The sequence below is a fragment of the Thalassospira xiamenensis M-5 = DSM 17429 genome (assembly GCF_000300235.2).
GTDB lineage: Bacteria > Pseudomonadota > Alphaproteobacteria > Rhodospirillales > Thalassospiraceae > Thalassospira > Thalassospira xiamenensis.
This window is the reverse complement of sequence record NZ_CP004388.1, coordinates 3553540-3570944: the sequence shown is the minus strand read 5'-3', so window position 1 is coordinate 3570944 and position 17405 is coordinate 3553540. Positions and strand designations below refer to the sequence as shown.

Annotated in this window: 10 protein-coding genes, 1 tRNA gene and 1 pseudogene; all 12 read left to right on the top strand. The window is 55.0% G+C overall.

What is annotated here, in order from left to right; all coding sequences use genetic code 11:
- Nucleotides 1–98: 98 nt before the first annotated feature.
- Complete coding sequence (gene dnaG / locus TH3_RS16580) at nucleotides 99–1991, top strand: DNA primase (RefSeq protein ID WP_007089846.1); 1893 nt, start codon at nucleotides 99–101, stop codon at nucleotides 1989–1991.
- A 117-nt stretch (nucleotides 1992–2108) separates the two neighbouring features.
- Nucleotides 2109–4169 (top strand): RNA polymerase sigma factor RpoD, encoded by a 2061-nt coding sequence (gene rpoD / locus TH3_RS16575; RefSeq protein ID WP_007089845.1) that lies wholly within the window; start codon nucleotides 2109–2111, stop codon nucleotides 4167–4169.
- A gap of 96 nt (nucleotides 4170–4265) precedes the next feature.
- A tRNA-Ile gene (locus tag TH3_RS16570) sits at nucleotides 4266–4342 on the top strand.
- Between the two features lie 372 nt (nucleotides 4343–4714).
- Nucleotides 4715–4801, top strand: a complete 87-nt coding sequence (gene kdpF, locus TH3_RS23590) for a K(+)-transporting ATPase subunit F (protein WP_076519685.1) — start codon at nucleotides 4715–4717, stop codon at nucleotides 4799–4801.
- 13 nt (nucleotides 4802–4814) lie between these two features.
- Entirely contained in the window at nucleotides 4815–6524 is a 1710-nt protein-coding gene (gene kdpA, locus TH3_RS16565) for a potassium-transporting ATPase subunit KdpA (RefSeq protein WP_007089844.1), read from the top strand.
- A gap of 17 nt (nucleotides 6525–6541) precedes the next feature.
- Nucleotides 6542–8575 carry a potassium-transporting ATPase subunit KdpB gene (gene kdpB, locus TH3_RS16560; RefSeq protein WP_007089843.1) on the top strand — a complete coding sequence of 678 codons (2034 nt, stop codon included), beginning with the start codon at nucleotides 6542–6544 and terminating at the stop codon, nucleotides 8573–8575.
- Between the two features lie 13 nt (nucleotides 8576–8588).
- Nucleotides 8589–9155 carry a potassium-transporting ATPase subunit KdpC gene (kdpC, locus tag TH3_RS16555; protein ID WP_007089842.1) on the top strand — a complete coding sequence of 189 codons (567 nt, stop codon included), beginning with the start codon at nucleotides 8589–8591 and terminating at the stop codon, nucleotides 9153–9155.
- A 208-nt stretch (nucleotides 9156–9363) separates the two neighbouring features.
- A pseudogene (locus tag TH3_RS16550) lies at nucleotides 9364–11799 on the top strand (DUF4118 domain-containing protein); the annotation flags it as partial.
- Between the two features lie 83 nt (nucleotides 11800–11882).
- Entirely contained in the window at nucleotides 11883–12092 is a 210-nt protein-coding gene (locus TH3_RS23355) for an ATP-binding protein (RefSeq protein WP_338057476.1), read from the top strand.
- Nucleotides 12070–12777 carry a response regulator gene (locus TH3_RS16545; RefSeq protein WP_233421791.1) on the top strand — a complete coding sequence of 236 codons (708 nt, stop codon included), beginning with the start codon at nucleotides 12070–12072 and terminating at the stop codon, nucleotides 12775–12777. The genes TH3_RS23355 and TH3_RS16545 overlap by 23 nt, the downstream gene beginning before the upstream one ends.
- A 346-nt stretch (nucleotides 12778–13123) precedes the next feature.
- Nucleotides 13124–15463 carry a NosR/NirI family protein gene (locus tag TH3_RS16540; RefSeq protein ID WP_007089839.1) on the top strand — a complete coding sequence of 780 codons (2340 nt, stop codon included), beginning with the start codon at nucleotides 13124–13126 and terminating at the stop codon, nucleotides 15461–15463.
- 18 nt (nucleotides 15464–15481) lie between these two features.
- On the top strand, nucleotides 15482–17398 hold the full coding sequence (gene nosZ / locus TH3_RS16535) for a TAT-dependent nitrous-oxide reductase (RefSeq protein WP_007089838.1): 1917 nt from the start codon (nucleotides 15482–15484) through the stop codon (nucleotides 17396–17398).
- Nucleotides 17399–17405: the final 7 nt, after the last annotated feature.

The following is a 17405-nucleotide window of genomic DNA, read 5'->3' as shown; positions in this document are numbered from 1 at the left end:
CCGGCTTTCGTCGTCCCTAAGCCCGGATTCCAGACAATGGAACAATAAAAGGGTAGGATGGGATTTGGTATCAACATGATCACGGGATCGGGACAATCATGAGCTTTCCCCAGTCGTTTCTTGACGATCTGCGGGCACGCGTCGGACTGGCGGATATTGTCGGTACGTCGGTGAAGCTGATCAAACGCGGCCGGGAATATTCCGGCCTGTGTCCGTTCCATTCCGAAAAATCCCCGTCTTTCACGGTCAACGAACAAAAGGGTTTTTATCACTGCTTTGGCTGTGGCGCGCATGGCGACGTGATCAGCTTTGTGATGAATACCCGCGGCCTGACTTTTGTCGAGGCGGTCGAGGTTCTGGCAAATCAGGTGGGCATGGATGTTCCCAAACCATCACGTGAAGCCCAGGAGCGTGAGAAAAAGGCCAAAACACTTTACGAAGTGATGGAAGCGGCCTGTGTATTTTACGAGCGCGTGCTGCATATGCCCGAAGGCCGCGATGGGCTTGAATATTTTCGCCGTCGTGGCCTTGACGATAAAACGATTGCGGATTTTCGACTGGGCTTTGCGCCTGATAACCGTGGGGCGCTCAAGGCTGCCCTCAAGCGCGAAGAGTTTGACGAGTCCCTGATGATCGAGGCGGGGCTTCTGATCGAGCCCGAAGATCAGGGACGCCAGACCTATGACCGATTCCGTGGGCGTGTGATGTTTCCGATCCTTGATCGGCGTGGCAGGGTCGTCGCTTTTGGCGGGCGTGTCATGGGTGACACTAAGCCGAAATATTTGAATAGCCCTGATACACCCTTGTTTCACAAGGGGCAGCTCCTTTATGGCCTGCCGCAGGCGCGTGAAGCCAGCCAGCAGGATGCACCGATCATCGTGACCGAGGGTTACATGGATGTGATTGCCCTTCATCGGGCCGGTTTCCGCGGGGCAGTGGCGCCTCTTGGAACTGCGGTCACAGAGGAGCAGATCGGCGAGCTTTGGAAAATGACCAACGAACCGATCCTGTGCCTTGATGGTGATGCCGCGGGTAAGCGTGCGGCGGTGCGTGCCGCGGAACGTGCGCTTCCGATCCTGCGTCCGGGCAAATCATTGCTGTTTTCAATTCTGCCCGAAGGCGAGGATCCCGATAGTCTGATGGCCGGTGCAAACGGTTTTGCCAATTTCCGCAAGATCCTCGATATGGCGGTGCCGCTGGCCGAACTGGTCTGGCGTATGGAGGTTGCCGGGCGGGCAACCGATACACCGGAACGCCGTGCCGCCCTTGAGGCCGATATTCAGAAACGCATTTCGGCAATCGGTGATGATGCCGTCAGATCGCAATACCAGTCGATGTTTCGTGACCGTATCTGGCAGTTGTTCAAGGGGGATCGTGCCACAGGCGGAGCAGGGCGCGCCGCGCGCAGTAGTGGGACATACCAGAACAAAAAATTTGCCAGGGGTGGCAAGGGCGGAAAAAAAGACTATTTCTGGGAACCAGCTGGCAAAGCTGTTCCGGGGATGTTGCGTCCGCCCATGCATAAGCGACGGAGCCTGCAGGATTGTATTTTGCTGGTGACGCTGATCAATCATCCGCATTTGCATGATGATGTTGGCGAACGGCTCGGAATCTACTCTTGTGCTGACTCCGAACTTGACAATCTTCGTCGTGCCGTCTTAAAGCTCCTTGACGGTGATCCCGGACTTGATTCCGATGCAATCAAGGCCCATTTGGAGCGCGACGGGCTGTCAGAGACAGTTTTGCGGGTGGTAGGTGCGGATATTTTGGCGCACGCCGCTTTCGCTAGGCCCGAAACGCCGCTCGAACGGGCTCGCGCGGGTTGGGAACAGGTTTTTTCTATGGCTGTAAGCTCCCTGGAGGACGAAGAGGCAAAATACGCCGTCCGACAGTTGGCAGCAGATATCAGCGAGGAAGAATGGGAAAGATTTTCGCATAGACGCGACGATCTGGCCCGGCGCCGGGAAAAAGTGTTTAAGCTCGACGACTGATCAATGCATGCGTTTGTGTGCGGGATCGGCGTTCGGGCTATTTGTGATTTGCGCTGAGCAAAACAGTGCTTGGGATAACAACGGTACGAACTGTACCCAGCGGGAAACGGGGAATAGATGTCGTCTAAGACTTCGAACGCTGAAGAGAAAAAGAACTCTTCTGAAACCGCAGACGGACCTCTTCTCGATACATATAAAGCGGCCATCAAGAAGCTCATTGCCAAGGGCAAAGAGAAAGGCCACATCTCGGTCGATGAATTGAACGCTGCCTTGCCGTCGGAGCATTTTTCCTCCGAACAGATCGAAGACGTGATGAGTAATCTCAACGAGATGGGCATCAACGTTATCGATGGTGAAGATGGGGACGACTCGGACGACGATGACGAGAAAGACTCGGATCCGAGCGGCAATATCTCTGAAGATGATGTTGGCCGTACCGATGATCCGGTCCGTATGTATCTGCGTGAAATGGGCAGCGTCGAGCTGCTGTCGCGCGAGGGCGAAATTGCCATTGCCAAACGTATCGAGGCTGGCCGTGACATGATGATTGGCGGGATTTGTGAATCCCCGCTGACCATTCGCGCGATCGTCAACTGGCATGACCAGCTTCAGGCTGGCAATCTTCTGCTTCGCGATGTGATCGATCTGGAAACCACTTATGGTGGTGGTCCGGATGCGGAAATCGCAGCCGCAGAAGGTGACGAAGCCGAAGAAACCGAAGGCGATGATTTCGAGGCAGCCGCCGTCGAAACCGATGCCGACGAAGACGAAGAAGCCGAAACCGAAACGCCAGAACCGACCGGTGCTCCCGCCAGCGACGAGGAAGAAGAGGACGACGACGAAGAAGAGTCGGACGAGGGTTCTGAAGGTGATGGCGACGATGAGGATGATGACGAGAACGAACAGGTCAACGTTTCACTTTCCAAAATGGAAGAGGAACTGACCGAGCAGGTTCTTGAGAAGTTCGAACTGATCGCCAAAACCTATGAGAAATTGCACAAGGCACAGGAACAGCGCCTTGTCGCGATGAACAAGGGCGAAAGCGTTCCGGCGGCGACCGAAAAACGTTATGCCAAGCTGAAGGGCGAGATGGTTGACCTGATGGAAGATGTTCACCTGAACAACTTCCGGATTGAGGAGCTGCTTGATCACCTGACCGGCCTGAACAACCGTTTGCTTGGCCTTGAAGGCAAGCTTCTGCGTTTTGCCGACCGTTGCAAGATCAAGCGTCCCGATTTCGTCAAACAGTATCAGGGCCATGAACTCGACCCGAACTGGATGGAACGCGTCAGCGAATTGCCGGGCAAGGGCTGGAAGGCTTTCATCGAACGCTACCCGGATGAAATCGCGCAGCTGCGTGAACAGGTGGGCGGTGTTTCCGCCGAAGTCGGTTTGCCGATTGGTGAATTCCGCCGTGTTTACGGTGTCGTCAACAAGGGCGAACGCGAAGCGGCACGTGCGAAAAAGGAAATGATCGAGGCCAACCTGCGTCTCGTGATTTCGATTGCCAAGAAATACACCAACCGCGGTCTTCAGTTCCTCGACCTTATTCAGGAAGGTAATATTGGCCTGATGAAGGCGGTGGACAAGTTTGAATACCGCCGTGGTTACAAATTCTCGACCTATGCGACCTGGTGGATCCGTCAGGCGATCACGCGTTCCATCGCCGATCAGGCCCGTACGATCCGTATTCCGGTTCACATGATCGAAACCATCAACAAGCTGGTCCGTACCTCGCGCCAGATGTTGCATGAAATCGGTCGCGAGCCGACCCCGGAAGAGCTGGCAGAAAAACTGCAGATGCCGCTTGAAAAGGTTCGCAAGGTTCTGAAAATCGCAAAAGAGCCGATCTCGCTCGAAACCCCGATCGGGGACGAGGAAGACAGCCATCTTGGCGATTTCATCGAGGACAAGAACGCCGTTCAGCCGCTTGATGCTGCGATCCAGGCCAACCTGCGTGAAACCACCACGCGCGTTCTGGCATCGCTTACACCGCGTGAAGAACGTGTTCTGCGTATGCGTTTCGGGATTGGCATGAACACCGACCATACCCTCGAAGAGGTTGGTCAGCAGTTCTCCGTGACCCGCGAACGTATCCGTCAGATCGAGGCAAAGGCGCTGCGCAAGCTCAAGCATCCGTCGCGCTCGCGCAAATTGCGTTCGTTCCTCGATTATTAAAAAATCTTGCGACGTTCGGGCTTGACCTTGGCCCGAAAATCGCTAGTTTTCGGGACCGCGCCAAACAATTGGCGCGGTCTTTTCCATTCCCCTTGGGGGCCCGTAGCTCAATTGGTTAGAGCCGACCGCTCATAACGGTCTGGTTGGGGGTTCAAGTCCCTCCGGGCCTACCAAGGAGCAATACTCATATTATATGAGTATTGCTCCTTGGTCCCAAACCTCCCAGATTTTCCGATGAAATCCCCCTAATTCCCAAGTTGTCATAATTCGGGGTGATAGTCTCTGGCGCGAACGCCAATCAAAGCCGTTCAGAAGGCATCACCGCGCGCTTTTATCGGGGTTTTACGCATTTTTTATGCCTGACATCGGTTCAGGACACATTTCTGCCATCGTATTTTTACGGCCCTCCCTCCTAGCCTGTAGCGGTTGATCCGAACACTACAGGAGTATCCCATGTTCGATCTGATCTATGCGGTTCTGGCATTGGGTGCCTTTGCCATGTGCGGGCTTGCGGTACGCGGCTGCGCACGGATCTAGGAGGTTCCATGATCAGTTACATCCTTGGTGGTGCCATATCGGCAGCACTGATTGTCTATCTGTTTTACGCCCTGATCCGGGCCGAAAAATTCTAGGACGGAGTTCCCGATGACAACCGATCTCGGCCAGTTCGCGCTTTATTGCGCGATCCTGCTGGCGTGCGCCCCGTTGCTGGGCGGGTATATGTACCGGGTTTACAGCGGACAGGCGGTTTTGCTGTCCCCCGTTTTCAAGCCGGTTGAGAAAGTCATTTATCGCATCTGCGGCATTGATGCGCAGGCGTCGCAACATTGGTCACGCTATGCCGTGGCCCTTCTGGCCTTTAACGCGGCCGGATGGGTTTTGCTGTTTGCCATTCTGCGTTTGCAGCATCTTTTACCGTGGAATCCGGCCGGGCTGGCGCCGATGTCGTCCGATCTGGCGTTCAACACGGCGGTCAGTTTTGTTACCAATACCAACTGGCAGGCCTATGGCGGTGAAACTTCACTGTCCTATTTCAGCCAGATGGTCGGCCTGACCATGCAGAACTTTGTCAGTGCGTCGACGGGCATGGCGGTTGGTGTTGCTGTGATCCGCGGGTTTGCCGGTCGCAAGGTCCGCGATCTTGGCAATTTCCATGTCGATATGACGCGCGGGGTTCTTTACGTTCTGCTGCCGCTTTCGATTGTTGCTGGGATTTTCCTCATGTCGCAGGGCGTTCCGCAGAACCTGAATTCCTATGTCGATGCAACCACGCTTGAAGGAACAAAGCAGGTTCTGGCGCAGGGGCCGGCTGCATCGCAGATCGCGATCAAGCAGCTTGGCACCAATGGTGGCGGCTTCTTTAACGTCAATTCATCGCATCCGTACGAAAACCCGACACCTCTGAGCAATCTGCTTCAGATGGTTTATATCCTTCTGATCCCGGCGGCGTTTTGTTTCCTGTTTGGCAAGATGGTTAATGACAAGCGCCAGGGCATTGCGATTTTCGCCGTGATGGCCCTGCTGTTTGTCGGTGGATTTGCCGCGACCTATAGCGCGGAAAAGGCAGGCAATGCGTTGCTGACAAATTCCAGCACGATCATTGCCGATCCGGGCAATATGGAAGGCAAGGAAACCCGTTTCGGTATCTTGAATTCCACCCTCTGGGCAACGGCAACGACGGCCGCGTCGAACGGATCGGTCAATGCCATGCATGACAGTCTGACACCGCTTGGCGGCATGGTCACGATGCTCAACATGCAGCTTGGTGAAATCGTCTATGGCGGTGTTGGTGCCGGTTTCTACGGCATGCTGTTGTTTGTTGTTCTGACGGTTTTCATTGCCGGACTTATGGTCGGGCGGACGCCGGAATATCTGGGCAAGAAGATCGAAGCCCGCGAGATCAAGCTGGCTGTTCTGGCCATTCTGACCATGCCGATCGGCATTCTGGTATTCGGGGCCCTGTCGGCCACCGTTCCGGTCGCTATGACGGCAGTACAGGATGCCGGACCGCACGGGCTTTCGGAAATCCTTTATGCCTATAGCTCGGCGACGGGCAATAACGGTTCGGCCTTTGCCGGGTTCGGGGCCGGAATGCCGTTCCATACCACCTTGCAGGGCATTGCGATGCTGCTGGGGCGTTATGGCTTCATCATTCCGATCCTGGCGATTGCCGGGTCGCTCGGGACGAAGAATGTCGTTCCGGTATCGGGCGGGACATTTCCGACCCATGGTCCGCTTTTCGTTACCCTTCTGATTGCCGTCATTCTGATTGTCGGCGGCCTCACTTTCTTCCCGGCACTGGCACTCGGTCCAATTGCGGAGCATTTCGCAATGCTGGCCGGAATTGCCTACTGACCGGAGGAGTACAGAAAATGAAGAAAACAGAAAATTCCCGTCTGCTGGACGGGGCGCTTGTCCGGACTGCCAGTATTGAGGCGTTTCGCAAGCTTGATCCGCGGATCATGATCTGCAATCCGGTGATGTTCATGGTTGAGGCCGGTGCAGTGATGGCAACCGTCATCAGCATCCATACCGGCATGACGGGCGGGGCAGATCTGTCCACCATGATCCAGATTACCGTCTGGCTTTGGTTTACCGTCCTGTTTGCCAACTTTGCCGAAGCGGTTGCCGAAGGGCGCGGCAAGGCACGGGCCGATAGCCTGCGGTCAACCAATAAGGAAACCCAGGCAAAAAAGCTCCGCAACGGGGAAAAGACCGCCGTTGAAATGGTCGCAAGCAGCCGTCTTTCGCCCGGTGACTTTGTACTGGTCGAGGCGGGCGATGTCATCCCGGTCGATGGCGAGATCGTCGAAGGGATTGCTTCGGTCGATGAATCTGCCATTACCGGTGAATCGGCCCCGGTAATCCGCGAAAGTGGCGGGGATCGGTCGGCGGTAACCGGCGGGACGCGGATTGTGTCGGACTGGCTTAAAGTCCGTGTCACCGCCAAACCGGGCGAAAGCTTTCTTGACCGCATGATTGCGATGGTCGAGGGCGCGCAGCGTCAGAAAACACCAAACGAGATCGCGCTTAATATCCTGCTGGTCGGCATGTCGATCATCTTCCTGATCGTCGTCGTCACGCTTGAGCCGTTCGCGCTGTTCTCGGGGACGTCGATCCCGATGGCGTTTCTGATTGCGTTGCTGGTGACCCTGATCCCGACGACAATTGGCGGTTTGCTGTCTGCCATCGGGATTGCCGGTATGGACCGTCTGGTCAAGGCCAATGTCATTGCCAAGTCCGGGCGTGCGGTTGAGGCATCGGGCGATGTCGATACGCTGCTGCTTGATAAAACCGGAACCATTACCTTTGGCAACCGTATGGCAGACGAGTTTGTGCCACTCAAAGGTGTCACAGATCGCGAAGTCGCGGAAGCTGCGGCAATTGCATCGCTTGCCGATGACACGCCAGAGGGCAAATCGATTGTCGAACTGGCAGGTAAGCTGTTTGATTTCCGGGGTGATAAATCGAAACTGTCCAAGGCGATTGCCTTTAGTGCCGAAACCCGTATGTCCGGTGCGGATATCGGTGAGGATGAATATCGTAAAGGTGCCGGGGATGCGATGCGGGCATATGCCGAAGCGGGTCCGCAGGTTGCCGAACTTGGCCGGATCGTTGATGGCATCGCCAAATCAGGTGGTACGCCGCTTGTGGTCGCGAAAAACCACAAGATCATGGGTGTCATTCATCTGAAAGACATCATCAAGCCGGGCATTCGTGAACGGTTTGCCGAACTGCGTGCCATGGGCATCCGGACCGTCATGATTACGGGGGACAACCCGTTAACCGCTGCGGCAATCGCCGCCGAGGCCGGGGTGGATGATTTTCTGGCCGAGGCAACGCCGGAGAAGAAACTGGAACTGATCCGTCAGGAACAGGAAGGCGGGCGTCTGGTGGCGATGTGCGGTGACGGATCAAACGATGCGCCGGCCTTGGCACAGGCCGATGTCGGGGTTGCGATGAATGATGGCACCCAGGCTGCACGCGAGGCAGGCAACCTTGTCGACCTTGATAGCGATCCGACCAAGCTGATCGAGATCGTCCAGGTCGGCAAACAGTTGCTGATCAGCAGGGGCGCGTTGACAACATTTTCGATTGCCAACGACGTTGCCAAATATTTCGCGATCCTGCCCGCGCTTTTCATTGCGGCCTATCCGCAGCTTGGTGCACTGAACATCATGGGGCTTGCCAGCCCGCAAAGTGCGATCCTTTCGGCGGTGATCTTTAATGCCCTGATCATTATCGCCCTGATCCCGCTGGCTCTGCGCGGGGTACGGTTTACGCCGGGCAGTGCGGCGGCTCTGCTGCGTCGAAATCTTCTGATCTATGGCCTTGGTGGCCTGATTGTTCCCTTTGTCGGCATCAAGGTCATTGACCTTCTGATCAATGCCGTTGGTCTGGTTTAACGGAGAATTTGTCATGTTGAACTTGTTACGTCCGGCCATTGGCATGGCTGCTGTGATGACGGTGATAACCGGGGTTGCCTATCCGCTGGCAATGACCGGGATCGGGCAGGGGCTGTTCGCGGAAGAAGCCAATGGCAGCCTGATTGAAAAGAACGGTGTCGTGGTTGGTTCGCGTCTGATCGGCCAGAAGTTTGAAAGTGACCGCTATTTCCATCCGCGTCCTTCCTATGCCGGCGATGGCTATGAGGGCGATAATTCCGGTGGTTCCAACCTTGGGGCGACGAACCGGGAACTGGTCAACGGGATCAAGGCCCGTGCCCTTGACCTTTCGGCGGAAAACGGCAATCGCCCGGTGCCAATAGATTTGCTGACGGCGTCGGGCAGCGGACTTGACCCCGATATCTCGCCCGAAAGTGCCCGCTTCCAGATGGAAAGGGTGGCGAAAGCCCGAAACATCCCGCTCAATGACCTGGAAGAACTGGTTGCAGCCCATATTGAAGATAGAACCTTTGGGTTGATCGGAGAGCCGCGGGTCAATGTTCTGATGTTGAATCTGGCTCTGGACGAAATGTCGTCCTGATCCGATGGATTATTCCAAAAATACAGGGTATCGGGCTGTCTTTCGGCAGTCCGGTGCCAGGCAAAGACAGGTTCAGCGCGAGGCAGAGGAAATGCGCGCTGTCTGGCTCCGGAGCAAGGTGCTGTCAGTCTATCGGCGATTTATCCGGGTGATCCGCCGATGGTTCTGATATGACAGGATAAATACGAAAGGCTTTGATCGACGCAAGATGACCGACGAAGAGGACCGTCCATCCCCCGAAGCCCTGCTGGAACAGACCCGCAAGGATGATCGGGGCAAGCTCAAGATCTTTCTGGGCGCCTATCCGGGCGTCGGAAAGACCTATGCCATGCTTCAGGCCGCGCAGGAACGGCGGAAGGAGGGGAGGGACGTTATTGTCGGCATTGTCGAAACCCACGGGCGCGTGGAAACCGAAAACCTCTTGCGCGGTCTTGAAGCATTGCCGCGCAAGAGGCTTTTGCATCGGGGCCGTGTTTTTGGGGAAATGGACATTGACGCGATCATCTGGCGCAAGCCGGAAATCGCCCTTGTTGATGAACTGGCACACACCAATGTGCCGGGCAGCCGCCATGAAAAACGCTATCAGGATATTGATGAACTGCTTGATGCCGGGATTGATGTCTATACGACGCTGAACATCCAGCATCTTGAAAGCCTGAACGATATTGTCGCCCGGATCTCACGTGTTCGCGTACGCGAAACCCTGCCCGACAGTTTCCTTGAAAAAGCCAATGAAATCGAGCTGATCGATTTGCCGCCTGATGATCTTTTGCAAAGACTGCGCGATGGCAAGGTTTATGTCATCGATCAGGTGGGGCGCGCGCTTCGGCATTTCTTCAGCAAGGGAAATCTGACCGCACTTCGCGAACTGGCGATGCGTATTGCCGCCGAACGCATTGATGCGCAGATGCTGGAATATATGCGTACCCATGCGGTCAGCGGCCCATGGCCGACGCAGGACCGCCTGATGGTGTGCCTGAATGAAAGTCCGGTGGCCAAGAAGCTGGTGCGCACCGCCAAGCGGATGGCCGAACGCCAGCGTGTGCCCTGGATCGCCTTGCATGTCGAAACACCACGCGACGACCGGATGGCGAATGCCGAAAAAGATGACATTGCCGAAGCACTGCGTCTGGCGGAACAGTTGGGGGCGGAAATTGTCACGCTTCAGGCGGAATCCCATTTGGCACGCGAGATTTCCGCATTGGCGTCCAAACGCAATGTCACGCGTCTTCTGATCGGACGGCCAAGGCGAAGACGCTGGACCGGATTGTTGCGTGAAAATGTGGCGCGCAAGCTGCTTGAGAATGCCGAGGGTTTTGATGTTACAGTCATTGCCGCGGACGCGGATGAGAAAAAACGTTCGCTGATCTCGGACAATCCGTTCGAGCCCGGAAGCTGGCGATCACGCAGCCTTTCATGGGTCTTTGGCAGCGTTACTGTGGCAACCGCTGCCGCACTTTTTGCCGACCGCTATGTGCCGCTTGGCAATCTGTCCCTGATTTATCTTCTGGCGGTACTGTTAACTGCAATCCGTTGCGGCATGTGGCCGTCGATTGCCGTCAGTCTACTGTCTTTCATTTCTTACAATTTCTTCTTCACTGTTCCCTATTACACCCTGTCGGTGTTCCATCATGAACAGCTGATTACCATCGTATTTTTCCTGATTGTTTCGGTCATTGTTGGCAATCTGGCAGGGCGTCTGCGCCTTCAGGTCGATGCCATGAAAACCAGTGGCAAGCGCACCGCCAATCTATATGATTTCAGTCGCAAGATTGCGGCGGCGGCATCGCTTGACGATGTTTTGTGGGCGGCGGTGCATCATGTGGCCGCGACGCTTGATTGTCAGTCGATGGTCCTGCAGCCGAGCACGGATGGATCGTTGGAAATTACCGCAGCCTACCCGCCAGAAGACCAGTTGGGGCTAAAGGATTGGGGGGCCGCCGAATGGGCGTGGGAGCATTCCAAACCGGCCGGATGGCGATCGGAAACCCTGCCGACCGCAGAATGGCTATTCATGCCGGTGAATACCCCGCAGGGACCGCTTGGTGTTCTTGGTGTCCGCTTCAGGGAAGATGCGCGCACATTGGGGCCTTCCCAGCGTCGCCTGCTTGAGGCGCTTGTCGATCAGGTTGCGGTTGCTGTTGAGCGTACCCGTCTTGCGACCGATATCGAAGAAGCACGATTGCTGAGCGAGACCGAGCAGCTCCGCGCGGCACTTTTGTCTTCGGTATCGCATGATTTGCGCACCCCACTGGTATCGATCATCGGGTCGGCGACGACATTATCCAGCTATGGCGACAGCATGGGAGAAGAGGACCGCGGGCAGCTTACCCAGACCATCCTGGAGGAAAGCGAACGTCTGAACCGGTTTGTTCAGAACCTTCTGGATATGACGCGCCTTGGCTATGGTGCCTTGCAGCCGAAAAAGGAATGGTCCGATCTGGCCGAGATCATCGGTCGTGCGGTCAAGCATGTCCGTAAATATGCCGGGTCGCGATCCTTTGATGTGCAGGTATCGCCCGATCTGTCACCGATCCAGCTTGATCCGGTTCTGATCGAACAGGTTCTGTTCAATGTTCTTGATAATGCTGTAAAGCACACCGCTGATGATGGTCGGATTACCGTAAAGGCCAAGGCAGATAAAACGCGGATGGTGGTCGAGATATCGGATAACGGGCGTGGTATCCCGACCGAAGCACGGCAGGCTGTTTTGATGTTTTCTACCGTGTGCGCGCAGGCGATAGCCAGGTGGCGGGCACGGGGCTTGGATTGTCGATCTGCCGTGGTTTTATCGAGGCGCATGGCGGAGGTATCGTTGCACACGACGGGCCGCAGGGGGTGGGCACAACGATTGTCATAACCCTGCCGATGACCGCGATGCCGACGGTTGCAGAAGATGACGAGGATTTGCAGGATGGCAGTGCGGAAGGAAACTGACATGCGCGATCAGGCCAAAGTGCTGATCATTGATGACGAACCGCAAATTCGCAAATTCCTGCGGATCAGCCTTGGCGCGCAAGGGTATGAGGTGATCGAGGCCGAAAACGGCAAATCCGGCATCGAGAAATGTGCCCTTGAAACCCCGCATCTTGTAATTCTTGATCTTGGACTGCCCGATCTGGACGGGCAGGAGGTTTTGGCGAAAATCCGGGAATGGAGCGAGGTCCCGATTATCGTACTGTCCGTGCGTGCCAATGAGGAAGAAAAAGTGACTGCCTTGGACCATGGCGCAAACGATTACGTGACCAAGCCGTTCGGAATTGCCGAATTGATCGCACGGGTGCGGGTTATCTTACGCAGCCGCAAATCCGAAGACCTGACCAGTAGCGAGATTGTTTCGGGCGATCTGAAGATCGACCTGGCCGCGCACAGGGTTTTCAAGGGTGAGAACGAATTGAAACTCACCAAAAAGGAATTCGCACTCCTGACCCTGCTGGCGCGTAACGCAGGCCGGATTGTGACCCATCAACAGATTTTGCGCGAAATCTGGGGACCTGCGCAGGAAAGTGAAACGCATTATTTACGTATCTATATCGGCCATCTGCGCCAGAAACTTGGCGATGATCCGCTGAACCCGACCTATATCGAAAACGAGCCGGGAGTTGGATATCGGTTTTGTTGATAGCGAAGCTTTCCAGAGGTTAAAGTGAGCGAGAGTTTCCTTCTGTCTCGGGCTCACAATTCGGGATTATATAGCTTCATGATATGAGCTTAACGGCACTTGAAAGTGCCGCCCATTTTGACCGCTCTCGTCCCGGATGTCGGATGGTATTGAAGTTTCGAAGTCATCAATTTTAGAGAGCGTGATCAAAAATGACGTTTTTGCGTAGATAAAACGACAAGCTATCAGGCAATTGCGATTTCGCAATTTTGACATGACGTGAGTCAAGTGATGGCGTTTCCGGATCCGATAAGGTCCCTCTCACTGGTGTTCAGATTACGGAACATCAGTTTGGTGGGGACGTGCCGTGGTTGTTGTATCTGGATCATTTTCGTTATCGGGCTTGCGCCTGCTTCTGCTGGCAGTGATCAGTTGGGGGCTTGCGTTCACGAGCAGTTTTGCCGGGACGCTTGACGATTATGTCGTGTCGCTTGATGCCGGAAGCATCATGCCCGGAGCCGATCATATCGGCGAGGAGCAAACAACAGATCATCTTGTTCCCGTCTATAGCGGCAGTAACCAGCTTGGTTACATTTTCCTCAATAGCGACTGGGCCAATTCGGTTGGTTATTCCGGCAAACCAATCGACATTCTGGTCGGCATCTCGATGCAGGGTGTTATTACCGGTGCACGACTGGTTGCCCACAAAGAACCGATCGTGCTGGTTGGCATTCCTGAAAGCAAAATCACGGACTACATCGCGGGCTATACCGGTTTTAACATAGCCGAATATGCCCGCAGCGAAGAGCTGGATGCGTTGCCTGACGATATCGTGAGTGGTGCCACCGTCACCATCATGGTGATTGACGATTCAATTCGGCGCTCGGCAATCAAGGTGGCCCGAACACTTGGTCTGGGCGGGTTGGCGCAGCCGGGCGGCAAGGGCGACAAATTCGCCGTCGATATGTCGCAAGACGGGCAGGCAAGCTGGGATGAATTGCTTGGCGACGGGTCGGTTAGGCGTCTGTCGCTATCGCATGACGATGTTGCGCAGGCCTTCGAGGGAACTGACGACAGAGGGCAAGGTAAAGGTAGTGGCAACGATCAAGCCAGGATCGCTACCGACGGCCCGTTCATTGATCTATATACCGCTCTCGTTTCCATTCCGATGATCGGACATAATCTGCTGGGCGATGCGGAATATGCCAATCTTCAGAAGGTTCTGAAGCCCGGCCAGCAGGCGTTGCTTGTTGCGGCGAACGGTGAATATTCCTTCAAGGGTTCAGGCTATGTCCGCGGCGGGGTGTTTGACCGTATTCAGGTTATACAGGGCGATAACAGTGTCCGTTTCCGTGACAAACATCACAAGCGCCTCGGGGAAATTGCGGCCGAGGGTGCGCCGCGTTTCAGGGAAGTTGCCCTTTTTGTTATCCCCGAGGAAGTGCCGTTTGATCCAACTGTGCCGTGGCATTTGCAGCTTCTGGTCCAGCGCCAGCTAGGCGCTTTGGAAAAGGCCTTTACGACATTTGGCGTCGACTATGCACCGCCGGTGAAATATCTGCGCAAGATCGATGTTGCGACGGCGGCACCGGATAATGTTTCGGAAAAAGCCAACGAGGTTGGCGTACAGAAATCCGGTACCGATACCCAAAACCGGGACGCGCTTTGGAAGCGGATATGGACGAACCGGATTGTCGATATTGTTATCCTGTCTTGCGCAACCCTGCTTCTGACCGGCTTGTTCTTCTTCCAGGACTGGTTTGTCCGCCGTCGCAAACTGACGCAGCGGATACGGACCGGGTTCCTGATCTTTACCGTGGTCTGGATTGGATATTATGCCAATGCACAGCTTTCGGTCGTCAATGTCCTGACGGTTGCCAATTCCTTCGGGTCGGGTTTTGACTGGTCCTATTTCCTGATGGATCCGCTGATCTTCATGCTGTGGTTTGCGGTTGCGGCGTCACTGATATTCTGGGGACGCGGTGCATATTGCGGGTGGCTTTGCCCGTTTGGCGCACTTCAGGAACTTTTGAACAAGCTGGCCAAACAGCTTCGCATTCCGCAAATCGCGGTTCCCTTTGGCCTGCATCAGCGCCTTTGGCCGATCAAATATATCGCCTTTCTGGTTCTGTTTGGCATCTCGTTCCATGCGTTCGATCAGGCCGAGCATCTGGCCGAGATCGAGCCGTTCAAGACGGCGATCATTCTTTCCTTCATGCGCGATTGGCCGTTCGTCCTGTTTGCGGTTCTGCTGTTGGTCGCGGGCCTTTTCATCGAGCGGTTTTACTGTCGTTACCTTTGCCCGCTGGGGGCGGCTTTGGCGATACCTGGTCGGATCCGGGTCAATGACTGGCTGAAACGGTATCGTGATTGTGGTTCCCCCTGCCACCGGTGCGCAAACGAATGCATGGTTCAGGCCATTCATCCTGACGGGCACATTGACCCGAATGAATGCCTGTACTGCCTGCATTGCCAGGAACTGTATTATGACGACCAGAATTGCCCGGTCATGATCCAGAAACTGGCCCGGTTTGAACGTCGCATGGCACTGCAATCCGGTTCAAAAACTTCCAGACCTCAAACGAAAACCGGAACGACTTCTCATTCGAAACCATCGTCCGCGAGCTGTGGCTCCGGTGGATGCGGCGCAAGTTGTTCCAATCCGAAGTCTTCGGACGGAAACAACGGTGCGTCTAACCAGCTGTGACATATCAGGAGTTCCATTATGTCGAATGAAACAGAGAACTATAAAATCAGCCGACGCGGCTTGCTCGGCGGAACAGCAAAGATGGCAGGACTGGCAGGGATTGCGGGTGCAACCGGTGCTGCGGGCATTGCCGCGGGTTCAATCCTCGCACCAACGGCTGCAAAAGCGGCTGCTGGATCGGTTGAGGTTTTGCCAGGTGATCTTGACGAATATTACGGCTTCTGGAGCAGTGGGCAGGCTGGCGAAGTCCGCATTATGGGGGTTCCCTCCATGCGCGAGCTGATGCGCATTCCGGTCTTCAACCGATGCAGCGCAACAGGTTGGGGCCAAACGAATGAAAGCCGCAAAATCCTGACCGAAGGTCTGTTACCGGAAACCAAAAAGTATCTGGCCGACAAGGGTGAAATCTGGCTGAACGGGGATTTGCACCACCCGCATATGTCCTTCACGGATGGAACCTATGATGGGCGATACCTGTTTGTGAATGACAAGGCGAACACGCGTGTGGCCCGCATTCGTTGTGACGTCATGAAATGCGACAAGATCATAGAAATTCCGAACGCGTCGGACATTCATGGTCTGCGCCCGCAGAAATTCCCGCGCACCGGCTATGTCTTTGCCAATGGTGAACACCGGGTTCCGGTTCCCAATGACGGTAGCATTCTAGACGATCCGTCGCAGTATCATGCAATTTTCACGGCAATCGACGGCGACACGATGGAAGTTGCCTGGCAGGTGATGGTCGATGGTAATCTTGATAACTGTGATGCCGATTATCAGGGAAAATATGCGGTTTCGACCTGCTACAATTCGGAAAACGGTGTGTCGCTTGCCGAAATGACGGCAAGCGAGCAGGACTGGGCGGTCATTTTTTCGATCGAGCGCATCGAACAGGCGATCAAGAATGGCAATTACAAGGAAATCAACGGTGTTAAGGTCGTTGACGGCCGCAAAGGATCGCCGCTGACCCGTTATGTGCCGGTATCGAACAGCCCGCATGGTTGCAACACGGCACCGGATGGCAAGCACATTGTCATTAATGGCAAACTGTCCCCGACGGTTACCGTGCTGGATGTACGCAAGTTCGAAGATTGCTTCGAAAACAGGATCGAACCGCGCGGTGTTGTGGTGGCCGAGCCCGAGGTTGGATTGGGTCCGTTACATACCGCATTTGATGGTCAGGGGAACGCCTATACCACCCTGTTCCTTGATAGTCAGATGTGCAAATGGAACATCGATGCTGCGGTTCGCAAGTTCAACGGTGAAGACGTCAATCCGATCCTTGCCAAGGTCGATGTCCATTATCAACCGGGCCATAACCATACTTCCATGGGTGAAACCAAGGATGCGGACGGCAAATGGCTTATTTCCCTTAACAAGTTCTCGAAAGACCGGTTCCTTAATGTCGGTCCGCTGAAGCCGGAAAACGATCAGCTGATTGACATTACCGGTGATGCACCAAAGGTTGTTCATGACGGTCCGACATTTGCCGAACCGCATGATTGCATCATCGTCCATAGTTCGGTGGTCAATCCGGTCAATCTTTGGGATCGCAACGATCCGATGTTTGCTGAAGCCCGCGACTGGGCGAAAAAGGACGGTGTCGATCTTGAAGGCGATTCAATCGTCATTCGGGATGGCAACAAGGTGCGCGTCTATATGTATTCCAACGCACCGATGTTCAGCATGGACAAGTTCGAGGTCAATCAGGGCGACGAGGTTACCGTATTCATCACCAATATCGATGATGTCGACGACCTGACGCACGGGTTCACAATCGGGAACTATGGTGTGGCAATGGAAGTCGCACCGCAGGCAACGGCATCGGTGACCTTCAAGGCCGATCGACCCGGTGTGCACTGGTATTACTGCCAGTGGTTCTGCCATGCGCTGCATATGGAAATGCGCGGTCGTATGCTGGTTAAACCGGCGTAAGGATAAG